The sequence below is a fragment of the Bacillus pinisoli genome, from assembly GCF_023036475.1.
In the GTDB taxonomy this organism is placed as follows: domain Bacteria; phylum Bacillota; class Bacilli; order Bacillales; family SA4; genus Bacillus_BS; species Bacillus_BS pinisoli.
The window spans coordinates 23,997-41,583 of sequence record NZ_JAJQKI010000015.1 but is presented as its reverse complement, the minus strand read 5'-3'; the positions used below and the strand labels follow the sequence as shown (position 1 = coordinate 41,583).

General features: G+C 38.9%; 16 protein-coding genes. 12 read left to right on the top strand and 4 right to left on the bottom strand.

What is annotated here, in order from left to right; translation table 11 throughout:
• Positions 1 to 27: 27 nt before the first annotated feature.
• Together LT143_RS17240 and LT143_RS17235 are read right to left on the bottom strand one after the other, a co-directional pair.
• The gene (locus LT143_RS17240) at positions 28 to 279 is read right to left on the bottom strand and encodes a hypothetical protein (protein ID WP_246945050.1); all 252 of its coding nucleotides are present in this window, start codon (positions 277 to 279) and stop codon (positions 28 to 30) included.
• Positions 280 to 299: 20 nt separating this feature from the next.
• Positions 300 to 1,190, bottom strand: coding sequence for an acyl-ACP desaturase (locus LT143_RS17235; protein WP_246945049.1), 891 nt, complete (start codon positions 1,188 to 1,190; stop codon positions 300 to 302).
• 281 nt (positions 1,191 to 1,471) lie between these two features.
• On the opposite strand from LT143_RS17235, the gene LT143_RS17230 reads away from it, so the two are divergent.
• Positions 1,472 to 1,915 carry a hypothetical protein gene (locus LT143_RS17230; RefSeq protein ID WP_246945046.1) on the top strand — a complete coding sequence of 148 codons (444 nt, stop codon included), beginning with the start codon at positions 1,472 to 1,474 and terminating at the stop codon, positions 1,913 to 1,915.
• A 172-nt stretch (positions 1,916 to 2,087) separates the two neighbouring features.
• Here the strand turns inward: LT143_RS17230 and LT143_RS17225 are convergent, their stop codons facing one another.
• Entirely contained in the window at positions 2,088 to 3,071 is a 984-nt protein-coding gene (locus LT143_RS17225; RefSeq protein ID WP_246945043.1) for a glutaminase, read from the bottom strand.
• A gap of 225 nt (positions 3,072 to 3,296) precedes the next feature.
• Between LT143_RS17225 and LT143_RS17220 the strand changes: the two genes are divergently transcribed.
• Positions 3,297 to 4,304, top strand: a complete 1,008-nt coding sequence (locus LT143_RS17220; RefSeq protein ID WP_246945040.1) for an RpnC/YadD family protein — start codon at positions 3,297 to 3,299, stop codon at positions 4,302 to 4,304.
• Between the two features lie 80 nt (positions 4,305 to 4,384).
• On the opposite strand, the gene LT143_RS17215 is transcribed toward LT143_RS17220, so the two are convergent.
• Positions 4,385 to 5,587: an aminotransferase class I/II-fold pyridoxal phosphate-dependent enzyme gene (locus LT143_RS17215; RefSeq protein ID WP_246945038.1), complete on the bottom strand. Its 1,203-nt coding sequence runs from the start codon at positions 5,585 to 5,587 to the stop codon at positions 4,385 to 4,387.
• Between the two features lie 196 nt (positions 5,588 to 5,783).
• Between LT143_RS17215 and LT143_RS17210 the strand changes: the two genes are divergently transcribed.
• The 10 genes from LT143_RS17210 (at position 5,784) to LT143_RS17165 (ending at position 17,553) form a co-directional block, all read left to right on the top strand.
• The gene (locus LT143_RS17210; RefSeq protein WP_246945035.1) at positions 5,784 to 6,125 is read left to right on the top strand and encodes a hypothetical protein; all 342 of its coding nucleotides are present in this window, start codon (positions 5,784 to 5,786) and stop codon (positions 6,123 to 6,125) included.
• A 155-nt stretch (positions 6,126 to 6,280) separates the two neighbouring features.
• Complete coding sequence (locus LT143_RS17205; RefSeq protein WP_246945032.1) at positions 6,281 to 6,844, top strand: Uma2 family endonuclease; 564 nt, start codon at positions 6,281 to 6,283, stop codon at positions 6,842 to 6,844.
• 415 nt (positions 6,845 to 7,259) lie between these two features.
• The gene (locus tag LT143_RS17200) at positions 7,260 to 9,260 is read left to right on the top strand and encodes an extracellular catalytic domain type 1 short-chain-length polyhydroxyalkanoate depolymerase (protein WP_246945029.1); all 2,001 of its coding nucleotides are present in this window, start codon (positions 7,260 to 7,262) and stop codon (positions 9,258 to 9,260) included.
• A 347-nt stretch (positions 9,261 to 9,607) separates the two neighbouring features.
• Positions 9,608 to 10,132, top strand: coding sequence for a CBO0543 family protein (locus tag LT143_RS17195; protein WP_336296631.1), 525 nt, complete (start codon positions 9,608 to 9,610; stop codon positions 10,130 to 10,132).
• Positions 10,133 to 10,575: 443 nt separating this feature from the next.
• Positions 10,576 to 12,123 carry a phytoene desaturase family protein gene (locus LT143_RS17190; RefSeq protein WP_272495852.1) on the top strand — a complete coding sequence of 516 codons (1,548 nt, stop codon included), beginning with the start codon at positions 10,576 to 10,578 and terminating at the stop codon, positions 12,121 to 12,123.
• A complete protein-coding gene (locus LT143_RS17185) occupies positions 12,114 to 13,559 on the top strand; it encodes a phytoene desaturase family protein (RefSeq protein WP_246945024.1) in 1,446 nt (481 codons plus the stop codon). Before LT143_RS17190 ends, LT143_RS17185 begins: the two co-directional genes overlap by 10 nt.
• Positions 13,556 to 14,419, top strand: a complete 864-nt coding sequence (locus tag LT143_RS17180; protein ID WP_246945022.1) for a phytoene/squalene synthase family protein — start codon at positions 13,556 to 13,558, stop codon at positions 14,417 to 14,419. The genes LT143_RS17185 and LT143_RS17180 overlap by 4 nt, the downstream gene beginning before the upstream one ends.
• Positions 14,420 to 14,451: 32 nt before the next feature.
• Complete coding sequence (gene fni, locus LT143_RS17175) at positions 14,452 to 15,498, top strand: type 2 isopentenyl-diphosphate Delta-isomerase (protein ID WP_246945020.1); 1,047 nt, start codon at positions 14,452 to 14,454, stop codon at positions 15,496 to 15,498.
• A gap of 113 nt (positions 15,499 to 15,611) precedes the next feature.
• Positions 15,612 to 16,529, top strand: a complete 918-nt coding sequence (locus LT143_RS17170) for a MerR family transcriptional regulator (protein ID WP_246945019.1) — start codon at positions 15,612 to 15,614, stop codon at positions 16,527 to 16,529.
• 136 nt (positions 16,530 to 16,665) lie between these two features.
• Entirely contained in the window at positions 16,666 to 17,553 is an 888-nt protein-coding gene (locus LT143_RS17165; RefSeq protein WP_246945018.1) for an alpha/beta hydrolase, read from the top strand.
• Positions 17,554 to 17,587: the final 34 nt, after the last annotated feature.

The window sequence follows — 17,587 nt, the reverse complement described above, 5'->3', positions numbered from 1 at the left end:
TTCGTTTTAGAAAAGAGCCTTATCAAATTAAACCACGCCTAGGATTTCCTCTATTTCTTCTTGTATTTCTCTACTCACTGACTGTGCACGTTTCTTTCTTAATTCAAGATCCATTTCTTTGTCAATAAACTGATTGGTATGTTTGTCAAAGCAATCAAAACAAATAGAATAGAATTCTTTCTGTTCTTTCTTCAAGAAATCAAATTCCCACGTTTCAAGTTCAAGGTAACTTACTTTATCTTTTGTTTCTTTTTCGCATATTTCACAGGCTTTCTTCATGGATAAACAGCTCCTTTCGTTTATTTTTTGGCTAGTTGGCGATCTCTAATTCTTTTTAGGCGTCCGTGGTATTTTAAGATATTCTCTTGTGATTGTTTGGCCTCATCACTAGTAGGTTGTAAGTTAGCGATATCCCAATAGGTTACAATGACATCTAGTACTTGGTCAAAGTATTGAAGTGGTCCATAATTGGCATCAATCGCAATGGTTTTCATTCTTTCATTGAAGTCAGGCATAACCGCACCTGGCATAGAAAAATTAATAATCACATCTTCAAAATAAACGATGAAATTCGGATCTAGTTCTAGGTGCGCCTTCACTGTGTCACGATAGAAGGCATAATGAAGGGCTTCATCTTTTGCCAGACGTCGAAGTAAGGTTGCTAAATCTTTGTCATGCGGACTTGCAACTTTCGCTACATTATTGTAGAAAACGAGTGTGGCTAACTCTTGCAATGATGTATAGGCCATCGTTGCTAGCGGGTTCGTAAAGTCTGGAAACCAACCGCTCTCTACTATTCTTTTTCTCAACGCATGTAATCTTTTCGGATTCACGTTACGCGTGACTAATAGGTAGGTTTCTAGCAAACTAGAGTGCTGGTCCTCTTCAGCGGTCCAAGTACGAACGAAATCACTAATCACTTCCATAGAGTTCTTAAATGTATAATCCAAATGCGACGTATACCAAGGTAAATTTACTTCTGTCAGTAGGGCAGTTTCGATCGCTACTATGACTCCCTCAGGTAAGGTTACTTGACTCTCATCCCAAGGAACTCGTTTAAACGACATAGCCTTGTCCCACGGAATAAACTCATGATAGCTCCAGTCGATATTGGCAGAACGTTCCTTATGTAATTCATATAATTCCTTAATACGTGGTTCTAAACGTATATCTAGATCAGAATTTAACATCAAATCACTCCTTAGCATTTGTTTATTGTTTATATTTATTATGACAAATTAGGAATCTAGTAAATAGTGACAGATAAACGGTATTGGGTATGATAAATGTCATGAATTTTATTGTTAGGAAGTGGAGGGGATTTTGATAGATGTATATTGAAGTCAGAGTAACCTTGGAAAGATCTTAATAAAGGGGTTGAAATGTTATTTACATACTGAGCTAGATTAAGAGGGATTATGTGACAGGTGGCGAATGTACGTATAAGAGTGAAATTTTCGGAGGTAATTAAATGAAAAGAAGTCTTGTTCTTTTATCTTTTTTTTCTATCTTTTTTTTCTATCTTTTAATAACTCTTATTGGCTGTACAAATGAAGTTCCTAAAGAGTTTGATTTGAGCCAACTAACTAGAGTAGATGTTCAAAACTTTACAGGTGACAACTATGACAATGAAACAATCGTTACAGAGGAAGAAAAGATTAAAGCTTTAAGAGGATTATTTGAAAGAATTGAGTGGGAACAAAACGTAAAGGCTGAAATGACAAGAAAAGAAGATGTAAAAGCCACTTTTTTCTTCACGTATGATAAAAACATGCCAGAAAGATTATTTGAATATTTTATATGGTTTAATCAAGGCGATGCATCAGCAACAATTATTGACAGAGAAAAGAATGCTATAGGAACATTAGACAAAGAAGAGAGCGAAAAACTAAAAGATATTCTGGTGAATAACTAATTTATTATTAACTATTAGATTTAAAGAACCATATCCTATTTAATTGTACCTAGTTTGTAGTTCTCTATGGATTCTGAGTGAAGTAAAAAGAAATTTGAAAGTTTATGTAAAAGGGTGATTGAAGCGGTAGTTTATCCACCACTTCAATCACCCTAAATCTTTCTCAATAGTTTTAGAATATCCCCATATCCCAATTCTCAGCAAGTTCCTTCAACAACATAACGCCACCAGTACTATTTCCATATTGATCAATGGCTGGTCCATAGACTCCAATACCCCAGCCGTTCGAGAATGGCGTTTTTTCTGCAGAGCGAGGTGGGACAGCTGCCATAATTCCACCAGACACACCACTTTTAGCCGGTATACCGACAAAGGCAGCAAACTTTCCAGAGTAGTTATACATGCCACAAGTGAGCATCAAGGTTTTAGCTAAACGTGTTACTTTTTTAGGGATTATTTGTTCTTGTGTAAAAGGATGTTTCCCATCTTGAGCTAACACAAGTCCTATAATTGCTAAATCATGTGCAGTCATTTCAATGGCACATTGCTTTAAGTAGACTTCTAATGTTTCTTCTACCTCTGACTTCAAGTAACCCGTTTCCTTGAGCCAGTAAGCTAACGAACGATTTCGATTGGAGGTTTCCCACTCAGATTGAAATACTTCGTGGTTAATCGTTGGGCGTTTGCCAATCATCTTCTCTACTAATTGAAGAATCGTGTTGAGCTTTTCTGTAGGAGAGTCTCCTTTTAACATGGAAGATACCGTAATAGCTCCTGCGTTAATCATAGGATTAAAGGGTCTTCCAGGCTGACTCATTTCCAATCGAATAATAGAGTTAAAAGCATCCCCAGTCGGCTCAACATCTACATACTCTAACACTTCAGAAATCCCATGATCGATACAAACCTGTATAAAACTAATCACCTTAGATATGCTTTGTAGTGTGAATGGCGTATCCACATGACCAGATTTTAATATCGTGCCATCCTGTGAAATCATACAAATACCCAGATCAGTTGGATTTGCTTTTTGTAAAGCAGGAATATAACTGGCACATTTACCGTGTTGCGTATAGAGCTTGTTCCTCGACAGCCAATCGTCTAACTGAAGCTGCATTTCCTTTTCTTGTGTGGTAGTGGTAAGTTGTTTTTCCATATCAATATCTCCAATGTAATTCAAAATTTTATTTATTATACTACCAAAACTATTAAAGTGGAACCCTAGTGTAGTTTCTTTTATATTAGGAAAGTAGAGATAGGAACTATGTCTCTAGTGATAAGGTTCCTGTCTCCAGCGATTGTAGAATTTTTGTAGATTGAAAAGGAATTCATATAACGATATTGAATATAAAAAGGAAGTCAAAAGAAAGGTGTTGATCCATTGAATAATCCGGATTATGACTATCTGTGGAAGGATGTCATTACGTCACTATTTGAAGAATTTCTTCTGTTTTTCTCTCCAGATTTGTACGAGATGGTAGACTTTACGGTCCAGCCAGAGTTTCTCGAACAAGAACTCCTAACCATACTTCCCGAGTCTTCAAGTAACAAGCGAACCTCAGACAAATTAGTCAAGCTTCAATTAAAGGATGGAAATGAACAATGGGTTTACGTTCATATTGAAGTACAAGGTGATTACAAGAGAGATTTTCCAAAACGAATGTTTCAATCCTTCTATCGTATAATTGATTTTTATGAAAAGCCAGTTTATGCGATGGCGCTATTCACAGGTGAACGTGCTGCTTACAACAAGGATCAGTATTTCTACGAATTCCTCGAAACAAAAGTAACTTACAGTTACAAAACCTACCGTATTGCCTCTCAATCAGAGACCACACTTTTACAATCACATAACCCATTTGCATTGGTCGTTTTAGCAGGATTATATGCCATCAAGAGTAAGAAAGAAAAGAATTTGACCTATTATTTTAAACGCCATTTGATGACAATCCTTTTTCAAGATAAAATGAAGGAAGAGAGCATAAATAGAGAAAACATTCGTAAGTTATTATTATTCATAGACAAGATTTTAACCATGCCAATGGAAGAAGAGATTGCCTTGATTCGAGAAATGAAACCAATTATTGAAAGGGAGGGTTCAGTCGTGGGATTATCAATTGAAGATACAGTCCTGGGTCAGTACCTGTTAAATGAAGCGAGAGTAAAGGCGAAAAAAGAGGGTAGAGCAGAGGGAATTGAAGAAGGTAGAGAAGAAGGTAAAGCACAAGGTAGAGAAGAAGGTAGAGCACAAGGTAGAGAGCTTGGAAGAAGAGAACAAAAGATTGAAACTGCGGTAAAGTTGTTACAGTTAAATGTCAGTTTGGAAGCAATTATTGAGGCAACTGGTTTAACTAAAGAGGAAATAGAAAAGCTAAACCTAAACAAATAGAAGTGTACCAAGTTAACCTAACGATTTTATTACTTCAACTAGTAGTTGAGTAGTATAGAAACAAAAAAGAAAAGCCTTCCTTAAACCTGAAGGCTTAGCTGCTTACTTGCTTTCTCAAACCCTGCTAAAATCTGCTCAATATGAATATCTTCATGCGATGCCATAACACTAACCCTTAGCATTTCCATTCCATAAGGAACAGCTGGAGGAATGATGGCATTGGTGAAGATTCCTAATTCCATGAGAGTTTTCCATAAAACCATGGTCTGCGTAAAATCCCCTACTACAACTGGTATGATGGGGGTTTGTCCATTTAAGACGTGAAACCCAAGTCTCTTTAAGCCCTCTCTTAGTTTAAAACTGTTTTGGTGAACACGATCAATTAAATAAGGTTCGGTTTTTATTATTTCAAGAGCTTTTAAGGCAGCAGCTGCTTGCGCTGGAGAAATAGATGCAGAAAAGATAAATGCCGGAGAGGAGTGTTTGATATACTCAATGACTTCTCTTTTTCCAGCTATAAAGCCACCAATGGATGCAAGGCTTTTTGAAAAGGTACCTGTTATAAGATCTACAGAATCATCTAGTTGAAAGTGACTTTCTGTTCCTCTTCCACCAACCCCTAAAACACCAGTAGAATGAGCATCATCTACCATAATATGTGCGTTAAACCGTTCTGCTAATTCTCTAATAACGGGGAGGTCGGTAATGGCTCCACTCATAGAGAAAACACCATCTACTACAATTAATTTTCCAGCTTCCATTGGTAAACGTTTTAAGATTGATTCTAGGTGTTTCATGTCATTATGTTTAAAGCGGAAAACCTTGTCTTTTCCAATCAATCCCTTTGTAATAAGTGTACCTTGAACGATGGAGTTATGATTATCCTTATCACTAATAATAAAATCATTTTTTCCAATTAAAGGGACAATGGCTCCTTGGTTTGTTTGAAAGCCAGTCGTTAATGTAATACAGGCCTCTTTATTAAGAAAGCTAGCAAGTTGATATTCTAGTTCTTCATGTAAATCTAGCGTCCCATTCATGAAACGAGATCCAGAGTTGGTCGTACCATATTTGGAGATTGCATGTTTTGCAGCCTCCTTTACACGAGGATCGGCAGAAAGACCTAAATAATTATTACTCCCCGCCATAATGACAGGGCGACCTTCCATTTGGACAACTGGTCCATCATTACCCTCAATTCTTTTAAAATAGGGATATAGACCACTATCCATGAGTTCAGTGCTTTTACGTGTAACTTCTTGGCACTTATCAAATAATGACATGAACATCCTCCTTATTTACCTATAACTTGGTTCAATATTACTTTAAAAAAGGATTTTTTCAATCATATTATTTAAAAGAATTGAGTTTAGGTGATTTATGGGAATATAAAACAAATGTATATAGTATAATTTGAGGTCTTTTATCAGGATTTTATGTCATAAAGAGTAAAGAAAATATTATGTTAAACGCCATTTGATGATCATTCTTTTTCAAGATAAAATGAAGGAAGAGATTGCCTTGATTCGAGAAATGAAACCAATTATTGAAAGGGAGGGTTCAGTCGTGGGTTTATCAATTGAAGATACAGTCCTGGGTCAGTACCTGTTAAATGAAGCGAGAGTAAAGGCGAAAAAAGAGGGTAGAGCAGAGGGAATTGAAGAAGGTAGAGAAGAAGGTAAAGCGCAAGGTAGAGAGCTTGGAAGAAGAGAACAAAAGATTGAAACTGCGGTAAAGTTGTTACAGTTAAATGTCAGTTTGGAAGCAATTATTGAGGCAACTGGTTTAACCATAGAGGAAATAGAAAAGCTAAGAAACTAGAAGTCAAACATAGTTACAGTAAGCTTACTGAGGAAGTGAGAGGACTGTCCCTTATTGCGGTGGAGATTCTTGTCACTGCACTTGTCTTTCCTTGCCACAAGAATATAAAAAATAGATTAAATAAAGAAAAGCTTCTAATAGGAGTGAGTAAAAGTATGGACGACAAGTCAGGTGGATATGTGTCGTTAGAAGAATACCTGAAAATCCGCGAAAGCAATGAGGAATTACTTGAGTACATAGATGGAACTATTTTTATGACACCTTCTCCATCTACTAAGCATCAAAGGATATCAAACAAAATTCAGTTCGAGTTTTCTAAGTTTCTTCAAGGTAAGTCTTGTGAAGTTTTTGCCGCTCCATATGACATTGAATTAAAAAATGAAAAAATGGCAGGGACAAAGATTGTGATCCCTGATATTAGTATTATTTGCGATAAATCTGGTTTTACGGAAGCTAACTATATCGGAGTTCCCAATCTGATTGTAGAAATCTTAAGTCCATCCAATCAATCCCACGATCTCATTACCAAACTTAATCTTTACATGAACTATGGTGTAAGAGAGTATTGGATCATAAATCCCATGTTACATTCCATCACGGTCTATACCCTTAATAATGAAGGCATGTATGAGCAATTTGATATGAAAACAGAAAGAGGAAACATCACTTCCAAGTTCCTAGAAGGATTAAAGGTTGATGTAGAGGCAATGTTCATGTAGGGATTGTCTCAGCCCTATTGTTTTTTTCTCTTATTCTTGTAATTGATTCTGTTAAAAGAAGATGACGGGGAAAATGTGGAGGCGTTAAATTGTATACGAAAGAGTAACTCATTTATGGGTTACTCTTTTTTTGCTATGATGAGCCAGGGTCATTGACGTCCCGGTTGCTAAGGCTACATTTTGCAACTTGTAACTCGTTTGCAACTTCCCCCTGATAACCTATAACATATCCTAGCTACGGTTCTAGTTAACTTTTCCCCTAACTTCCATTATGACAATCCACTATTCCAACCTGTTAAATTTTTTTAGTGAGGTGATACAAAGTTTCATCGTACAAGAAAAAATAAGATGAGGTGAGAGTATTAATATTGTAAACCGTCAATTCTCAAAAGGATTTGTCACTCTTGTTGTCTTCATGACTGTGTTTGCGCTCTTTTTTAGTACGTATATGCCGTCTGTTCAGGCTGCTGGCACTTTTACGAATAAAACGGCGCCTGATGGAAGGACTTATAAGCTTTATGTCCCTTCGGGGTATAGTAGCAGCAATCCACTTCCGTTGGTCGTGATGCTACACGGATGTACACAAGATCCAGATCAATTTGCAGCGGGTACAACAATGAATATAGTAGCGGAAGAACAGAAATTCCTTGTTGCTTATCCAAACCAACCATCAAGTGCGAATCAAAATAAATGCTGGAACTGGTTTGAAACGAGTCATCAATCTCGTGGTTATGGAGAACCGAAATCCATTAACGGAGTCGTCAATCATATCAAATCAAATTACGGAGTCAATTCAGAAAAAGTATATGTAACGGGATTATCTGCTGGTGCTGCAATGAGTGTGATTATGGGAGCTACCTATCCGGATACGTTTGCCGCAATTGGGGTAGGAGCGGGGCTTGAGTACAAAGCGGCTACTTCTACATCAAGTGCGTTTTCTGCGATGAGTGGTGGAGGCCCAAATCCTGATGGGCAGGGTGTTAAAGCCTATGATGCGATGGGGACTCATGCTCGAGTTGTTCCAACGATTGTGTTTCACGGCACCTCAGATTATACAGTGTATCCCGTAAACGGACACCAAGTATTGTCTCAATGGGCACAAACGAACGATTTAGCTTTTGACGGAGTAGACAATAATGATATTAATGACACCCCTTCAACAACAGAGAATGGAAGTGCAAATGGACGTACCTTTACGAAAACAAATTATAAGGATCCGAACGGAACGGTTATACTTACGAAATACATGATTGATGGAATGGGGCATGCATGGTCTGGAGGAAGCACTGCAGGGTCTTACACAGATACGAAAGGTCCTAATCAGTCTGAAGTAACGTGGGCGTTCTTTAACAGCCATTCCCTTACTGGTAAAAATGTAGATACAGAAGCCCCTGTTACTATAGCAAATCCTTCAGCTGGAACGTATGCAAACTTTGTTGACGTTACGCTTTCTTCAAACGAGGCTTCTACTACTTACTATACAGTTGACGGAAGTACGCCAACAACTACTTCGCCTGTTTACAATGGGGCTATTCGTATTAATAACAGTGCAACCCTTAAATTCTTCAGTGTCGATGCAAGTGGAAATAAGGAAGCTGTTAAATCCGAAGTGTATACCATCACAACAGCCGGAGGAGAAGATACAACCGCTCCGGTCACTACAGCCACGCCAACTGGTGGAACGTATAACAATTATGTGGATGTAACTCTAGAGGTAAATGAAACAGCTACAACGTATTACACGACAGATGGAAGTACACCAACGACAATGTCACTTGTCTATACGGAATCTATTAGACTAACAGAAACTACAAGCTTACAATTTTTCAGTGTGGATGCAAGTGGAAATAAAGAAGGAACCAAAACAGAGAACTATACGATTACAACTCCTACGCCTCAATCTGATACGTTTACCTCTGTTGCATCTGAAGACGGATATGTAGGGATTTACACTGCGGATGGTAAAAGCACAACGATTCATCAGCTAGGTGACAAAGGGATGTACAATCTAGATACGTACCGAACCATCCTGTCATTCAATACAGTCATCCCTTCAGACAAAACGATAGAAAGTGTAATTTTGCGTATTTATCGTAAATCTCAAACTGGTAGCATTGGTTCAATAAGCGTTGATATGAAAAAAGGAAGCTTTGGTACATCATCAACTTTAGAACAAAGTGATTATAATGCAACTGCATCCGGTTTTGGAGTGGCGACAATGACGGCACCTACTGCAAATGGAGCATATGCAGAGGTCAGTTTACCAGCAAGTGCATTTGCTCACATTCATACGAATGGGAAAACGCAAATTCGTCTAAGAGCGACAACAACCGCTGATTTTCAGTCAGATGTACTAGAGATTTATGGTGGAGAAGAAAGTTTATTCACACCTCAGCTGATCGTGACATATAAATAAAATAGAAGTTTGCTTCTACAAAAAATCACCTGCACAGTTATGTGCTAGGTGATTTTTTAGTGCTAGATTCGTCAATCATTTTTATAGATTTAGTATTTTAAAACAGCAATATATCATACCCTTTTAAACAAACGTTTAATTAAACATTTGGTTTTCCCTTGTCATATAGAGGTTTAATTCAATTGGAAAATAATTAACTTTAAAATGATTTTTCCAACAGCAATTTTAGAATATTAATTATTAGATGATACGGAAACAACCAACCCTCTCTCTGCAAGTATAAAAAAGCTTTACCATGAATGGAATCGCAATTATTTTGAAAGAATAAAAATAAAAGGATTCTAATTATGCAGATTATCTATCCCATTATTTTTTTGATCGTTGCTCTGAAATTTGTGAAATGGAAAAACTTTAACAGTTATTATCCTACTATCTTGTTTATGATTGTGGGCAATTTAGTTTATAGTTTTTTGTTCGTGGATTATCCAATGTGGAGGTTTGAACATACATTTGAAGAGGAGATCCTTCCGACAAGGAAGAGTATAGATTTAGTCAAAACATTTACATCCTTTCCGCTATTAACCTTATTGTTTTTATCCTATCTTCCAGAGGAAAAAAACAGAGTTAAGAAGATATTGTATATTATTTTTTGGACCATTGTATTTGGGTTGATTGAGAAAGTTTCAAGAATGCTAGGTATGATTAGTTATCATCATGGCTGGAACTTAATATGGTCCTTGGTATTTGATTTTGCTATGTTTTCAATCTTAGCTATCCACTACAAGCGACCCATCTTGGCTATTATCATCTCAATGATCTTCTCTTTTAGTTTATGGAAACTATTCGGAATCAACTTTACATTGATTGAATAATGAGCAACGTACTTGCACTCTACATTTAGCTGGTTTCATTCATTAAAGCATGATCTATAAGGGACAGAAGGACATAATGTCCCTGTCCCTAAGTGTTTTTTCAGTTCTTCTAGGTAATCAACATCTTCCAATGTATAAGAACGTCTTTAATCCGCAATATTATACTAATATCCACGTTGTCATCTTTCTACGTTTAAACTCCCAGCACCTTGTCCTATAAATCAAGTATTACTAGCTGATATGAATAAATGGTATTTCGAGTAATTCTAGGAATATTAATTCTATAAAGTGAAGGTAGTATGTTAAGGACAACAACTCATGCAAAGAATTTATCCCTAAATTTTGGAAGAATAATATTTGTCAAAGGTTTAGAAGAAAACATTATACAAACATTATACAAGTGTGTATAATGTTTGTATAATGAGTGTGGAGGATTGATTAACTTGACAAAGAGGAAAAAGGTCGCAGTGATTGGGGCTGGTCCTGGTGGTTTAGCTGTTTCTATGCTTCTCTCAGCACGGGACTATGAGGTACATGTGTATGAAAAGCAACCACATATCGGCGGCAGGACGTCAAAACTCACGCTTGGTGATTATACCTTTGATGTTGGTCCGACTTTCTTTATGATGCCTTCCATTCTTGAAGAATTATTTCAGATGAGTGGACGTCGTTTGCAGGATTATATGGATCTACAGGAAATTGATCCGTTATATACATTAAAATTTGGGGATTTGACCTTTTCTCCATCGAGAAATAAGGAAAAGATGCTAGCGGAAATGGAAGAAAAGTTCCCAGGTAACTTCTCCGGTTATGAGCAATTTATGAAGATCGAAGGGGAGAAGTTTGACCGCGTCACCCCGTTACTTCAGCAACCCTTTACGAAGTTAACTGATTTTATTACAAGAAATATGGTAAGAGCGTTGCCTAAGCTACATGCACTAGATACAGTGTATAACCGTTTATCTACATATTTTAAAGATGAACGTCTTAAATGGGCGTTTTCCTTTCAAGCGAAATACTTAGGAATGTCCCCGTGGGAATGTCCGGGTACCTTTACCATTCTTTCCTATCTTGAGCATCGGTACGGCCTTTTCCACCCAATTGGTGGAGTTAATCAGCTGTGTGAAGCGATGGCTTCCGTTATTAGAGAGTATGGAGGGAAAATCCATACAGGTACCGGTGTAGAAAAAGTACTAGTTGAACGAGGAAAAGCGGTAGGTGTGAGGCTAGAAAATGGAGAAACCGTCATGAGCGATGACGTGATTATCAATGCCGATTTTGGTCATGCCGTTACAAACCTTTTTGATCAAGCAGACTTGAAGAAATACCGTAAAGAGAATTTAGAAAAGAAAAAGCTATCCTGTTCTACCTTTATGCTGTATTTAGGTGTGAACAAACCGCTTGATCTTCCACATCATATGATTCTTTTTGCGGATGACTATAAAAAGAACGTGGAAGAGATGACGAAAACGATGAGATTATCAGATAATCCGTCCATTTATGTGCACAATCCTTCCAAGCTCGACCCAACCCTAGCTCCAAAAGGGAAATCCTCTTTATACGTATTAATGCCGGTCCCGAACTTAACAGCGGATATTGATTGGAACGTTGAAAAAGAGAAGATAAGAGAGCAAATGCTATCAATCTTAGAGCAAGAACCAGAGTTACAAGACATACGCGCTCATATTGAAGTGGAAAAAATAATCTCGCCTCTTGAATGGCAAAACGAACTGTATGTATACAAGGGAGCGACGTTTAATTTGGCGCACAGCCTAGATCAAATGATGTATTTCCGCCCACATAATCAATTTGAAGATGTTGGTCATTGTTATCTAGTCGGAGGAGGGACTCACCCTGGAAGTGGTCTACCGACAATTTTTGAATCAGCCCGAATTAGCGCAAATTTAGTCAACAAGCAATATGGAAAGAAAGAAGTGTACTTTACACAAGATCAAGCGTTACAAAAAGAGGAGACACCGTTATGGAAATAGGAATTGTAGGAGCAGGAGTGGGTGGCCTTGTCACGGCACTTTTACTTGCTAAGCAAGGAAACACTGTCACCATATTTGAAAAGGAAGCTTTCTTGGGAGGTAGACTAACATCTCAAGGAAATGACCGGTACCGAATTGATCAAGGGCCAACCATTGTCCTTCTGCCCGATTTATTGAAGGAAATCCTTCACGAGGCTGGGATTCCAGATGAAGAATTGGAGCTCATTCCGTGCGATCCACTATACGATATTCATTTTAACGATGGAACTTCCTATACGAAGTATCGTGATCTACCTACCCAGCTAGCCGAAATAGAGAGACAGTTCCCGGGAGAGTCCGATCAATTTCTTCGTTATCTTTCTGATATGTCAAAAGTGTATCGTCTCGGAATGAAAGCCTTTCTAAGTAAGAGCTTTAAAAGAAAACGAGATTTCCTTACTTTTGAAAATATGAAACTATTAGCAGATTCAAAGGCTTATAAAGACTTGAAAAGCTTTAATGCTTCCTATTTCTCCCATTCGAAGCTTCAAGAAGCGTATTCCTTACAATCTCTCTACATTGGAGGTTCTCCATTAGAGGTACCAGGACTGTATGGTTTGGTTGCCTATAGTGAGCATGCTTTTGGAATCTGGTATTTAAAGGGTGGCTATTACAACCTTATACCCGTGTTAGAAAGAGCCTGTGAAAAAATGGGTGTCACCATTCATCGAGAAGCAAAGGTAGAGCGCATCCAAATTGAACGGAATGTCTGCAAAGGATTAGTGGTGAACAACGAAGAGTACGGTTTTGACGCAGTCGTTTTCAATGGTGATTTTCCTCATTTATATCCCATGATCAATACGCGTGAACGGAAGAAGAGCTACAAGGCTTCATCAGGCTGTGTACTCGTTTATCTAGGGGTGGAAAAGCGCTTTCCAACTATGAAAGCTCATCAATTCTACTTACCCGAAGACTTTGACAAGAATATGAACCAAGTGTTCAAAACAAAACAGCTACCTGAGGATCCTTCCTTTTACATCTTTAATCCAGTCGCCTTAGACGAAGAGGCAGCACCTCCTGGAGAAAGTGTTCTTTACGTTCTCATTCCGGTACCTTCTGGTGATGAGATTGATTGGGAAACGGAAGCACATGCTCTTGTTGAGAAGGTAATTGAAAAAGCAGAACAACGACATTTTACCGGATTACGAGAGTCAATCAGATGGATGGAAATTCGTACGCCAAAAGATGCGATAAAAGATGGTTTATTTCAAGGCGGAAGCTTTGGTATTGCTCCGACGCTGTTTCAATCAGGAGGATTTAGACCTCAGCTATCACCTTATAACATTGAACGCCTATATAGCGTAGGTGCCTCTGTTCACCCTGGAGGCGGGGTGCCGATTGTACTACAAGGGGCTCGAATTTTAAGTGAATTAATAAGAAAGGAGCTGGGAGCATGATTCACTCTAAACTGATGCTAGAATGTGAGAATTTAATGAAGAAAGGCTCTGCTAGTTTTTACGAGGCTTTTCGGTTTCTTCCTTCGCCAAGAAAAGAGGCCGTGTATGTCATTTATGCGTTTTGTAGATTAATAGATGACGCTGTGGACGATCCTGAACATTCACCCTTTACACTTGAGGAGCTAGAGGATCATTTTCAACATCTCGAACAAGCAGAGGGACACTTTATTTGGCCCTCTTTAAGGTGGTTGTTTGACAGCTTTCCTCTTAGTAAAGAACCCTTTTTAAAGCAAATGTCAGGTCAGCGAATGGACTTAACGCTTACACACTACCAAACGATGGAACAATTAGAAGTATATTGTGAAAAAGTAGCCGGTTCTGTAGGAGAAATGCTTCTACCCGTTCTTCATGATTCACCGACGCTCGCCGTGCAACAGGCAGGCATACAGCTCGGAAAAGCGATGCAGATTGTGAACATTATTCGGGATGTTGGGGAGGATTTAAATAGAGGCCGCCGATATATTCCAGAGGAATGGATGGCTACCTATCAATATAGTCATACTGAATTTGAAGAGATGAACGTTAATTTTACGTTTAAAAAAATGATCAATGGACTGATGGACCTTGCATGGAGCTGGTTTGAAGAAGGATTATCTGACATTGACTCCTACCCATCTGAAAGCGCGTTTTCGATTAAGCTTGCGTCTAATTATTACGCTGCCATTATGGAAGTGGTCAAACATAATGAATATCAAGTGTATACGAAGAGAGCCATTGTGAGTGATAAAAAGAAAAAAGCAATCTACTTAACGACTCTACAAAGTGTTTTACAGGATGGTGTCCAGACGATTGAAGCATAATTATATGTTCATAGTGAGAAGGAGGGAGATCATTGAATCAACGTGATGATGTGAACAAGAGAAAAGCAGATCATATCCAAATTTGTCTGAATGATAATGTGAATGGAAGAGGAATAACAACAGGCTTCGAACACTATTCATTTATCCACCAAGCTCTTCCTGAGGTCGATTTTACAGAAATTAAGGTAGATATCTCTTTTCTTGAAAAGAAAGTGGCGACCCCATTTCTCATTAGCTCGATGACCGGAGGAACCGAAAAAGCGATGACCATTAACCATAACCTTGCGATCGCCGCACAAGAAAAAGGGTGGTCATTTGGCGTAGGTTCAGGAAGAGCGGCAGTCGAAGATCCCAAAAGAGCCTATACCTTTCAAGTTCGAAAATACGCACCGAGTATTCCGATCATTGCCAATGTGGGGGCTGTGCAGCTTAACTATGGCTTCGGTATTGACGAATGCAAAAAAATTGTAGATCTAGTAGAAGCGGATGCCTTAGTCCTACATTTAAACAGTTTGCAGGAATTAATTCAGCCTGAAGGCAATACAAACTTCCGTGGGTTATTTCAAAAAATAGAAGAGCTATGTCGATCATTTCACCTACCAATCGGTGTGAAAGAGGTAGGGTGGGGAATTAATGGACAATTGGCGAAACGGTTATTTGAGTCGGGCATTTCATTTGTAGATGTGGCTGGTGCAGGCGGAACGAACTGGAGTCAGGTCGAAAAACATCGCTCCACTAATCCGTTAAAACGAGCAGTAGCTGATGCGATTAGTGGCTTAGGCATTCCAACGGCGGAGTGTCTTGTTGATATTAAACAAAATGAAGGTACCGGCACGCTCATTGCTAGTGGCGGGCTGGGCAATGGAGTAGAGGCTGCCAAGGCGATTGCGCTAGGTGCGGATCTTGCTGGCTTTGGTCGCTCCATTCTTGCAGAAGCCGTAACGTCAGAAAGGGCGTTAATCGAGCGATTTACTCAAATAGAGTACGAATTAAAGGCGGCGATGTTTAGCATTGGGGCTGCTTCTATTAACGAGTTGAAGAACACTTCATCTATAAAGCGAGTGGGATCCTCGTTTTAAAAGACCACTCCGAGTAGCTTGAGAGTGTATAAACTAGGCTCTTTCTATACGAAAAGAGCCTTATAAGAAAGATGTCCGGTCTTTCCGATGCGTTGAAGAAAGGTATGTTAACCATGAATTTAGAAACACCTTCCTATTTCATTCAGCAAGTTTCTGAAATAACAGGGTTGTCCAAGCTCGTCATTCGGAAATGGGAGGAACGGTATCAAATCGTCATTCCCAAACGTCTTGACAATGGATATAGAGTCTACACAGAAGCTGATGTAAACAAAATTCTTACAGTAAAAAGTTTAACCGAACAAGGGTATTCGGTGAAACAGGCTGCCTTTCTCGTGGACAAGAATGAGACAGAACCAGAACCAACACCTGAAGCTCCTATTAGACAAACGAAGTCTCAACCTCAAGCGACCAATGAGTATGTAAGGGAACTATTAAAGGAAGCCACAAGTTGTCATGAAGCCGGCATGAACTATATTCTTCAAAAGGCTTATCATGAGAAAGGACTAGAGTATTTTATCCATTCAGTCGCCATCCCTTTTCTAGTAGAGATGGGAAACCGATGGAAAACAGGAGTATGGCAGGAGTATCAGGAAGCCATCGCGAGTATGACGTTGAGAGATTTTCTAATCGAGCTTCGTCGAAATTTTATGGTGCGAAAAGAAGCGCCAACCCTACTAGGGGCATGTCTGCCGCACGAAAAGCATGAAATTCCGGTCATGCTCATTCTTTTGCAGGCTATGGTAAAGGGATGGAAAACCGTGTTAATCGGCGCATCGCCCGCCCAAAATTCTATTGAAAACACCGTTCAAAAGCTACTCCCAGATCGTGTCATCCTATCAGCAACCACCACGACTCCGTTTGAACAGGTTCCTAGTCTCCTGCTCGAATTAGACCAATTCGCAGGAACCTGCAAGAATACCGATTTCTACCTTGGAGGACCAGGGGCAGTGGAATATATGTCAAAGAGTAATATAAAGCTAGAGTTTATTAAACTTACTCGGTCACTAGATTCTATGTTAGAAATAAAATGATTTTTTTTTAAGACAAATCATATAATCAATCAAAACAACGGAGGAAGATTTTTGCTTCTTAGAAAGTAGCAGTGATAGATGGAGTATAAATGTGCTTCGTTACAGATAAAATGGTAAAAAAAGTGAGGTTACACGTATGTTCACGGTTATGATGGCTAGATTGCTGCGCCTCCTCCCTAATCAAGCAAAAAAGAAACCTATGATTCCCTTCCAGGAAGTGAAAGTGAAAAAAGATAGGGTCGTTGAAACGTCTGTTCAACCTACCAACATTTCCTTGTACTATCCGTCGGAAGCAAACCAGAAAAAGTTTCCTGTATATATCAATTTTCATGGTGGAGCGTTCATTATGCATGAAAAGGAGATGGATGACCATTATTGCCGTTACCTAGCCAATCAGGCAAAATGTGTGGTTCTGAATGTCAATTATGTAAAAGCACCAGAATATCCTTTTCCAAAACCGATTGAACAAGGATATGACATTTTTCAATGGGTGAAGAGAAATGCTGATGAGTTAAATATTGATGTAGAAAAAATGATGCTTGGCGGATCGAGTTCAGGGGCAAATATAGCAGCCGCCCTTTGTCTCTACCTTGAAGAGAAAGGCGAAAAACAACCGCTACTCCAAATACTGTCCTGCCCGATGCTTGATTTTGCCACACCACATGCAGAGAAACCGGAACCAGATAAGTGGCGTGCCCGATATCCTCAAGCAGCACATTTCTTGAACATGTGTTACGTACCTGACAAAGGACAAGCGGAGCATCCTCTTGCTTCACCTGTTCGTGCTGAGGTGAGTGACAAACTCGCTTCTGCCCTTTTTCTCATAGCGGAGTACGACGCATTTAGGCCGGAAGCAGAATGCTATGCTGAGAAATTAAAGGCAGCTGGGGTAAACGTGCAAGTAGAGTTATTTAGAGACTGTAGACATGCTTTTACCCATCTAGGCCCAAAAGAAAGAGCAGAAGAGGCTTGGAAACTTATCGCATTGAAAATCAAGGAAGCGGCTGAATCCTATGGGAATTGAAGATAGTTCATTGATCTAGAAGGTGATTTAAAAG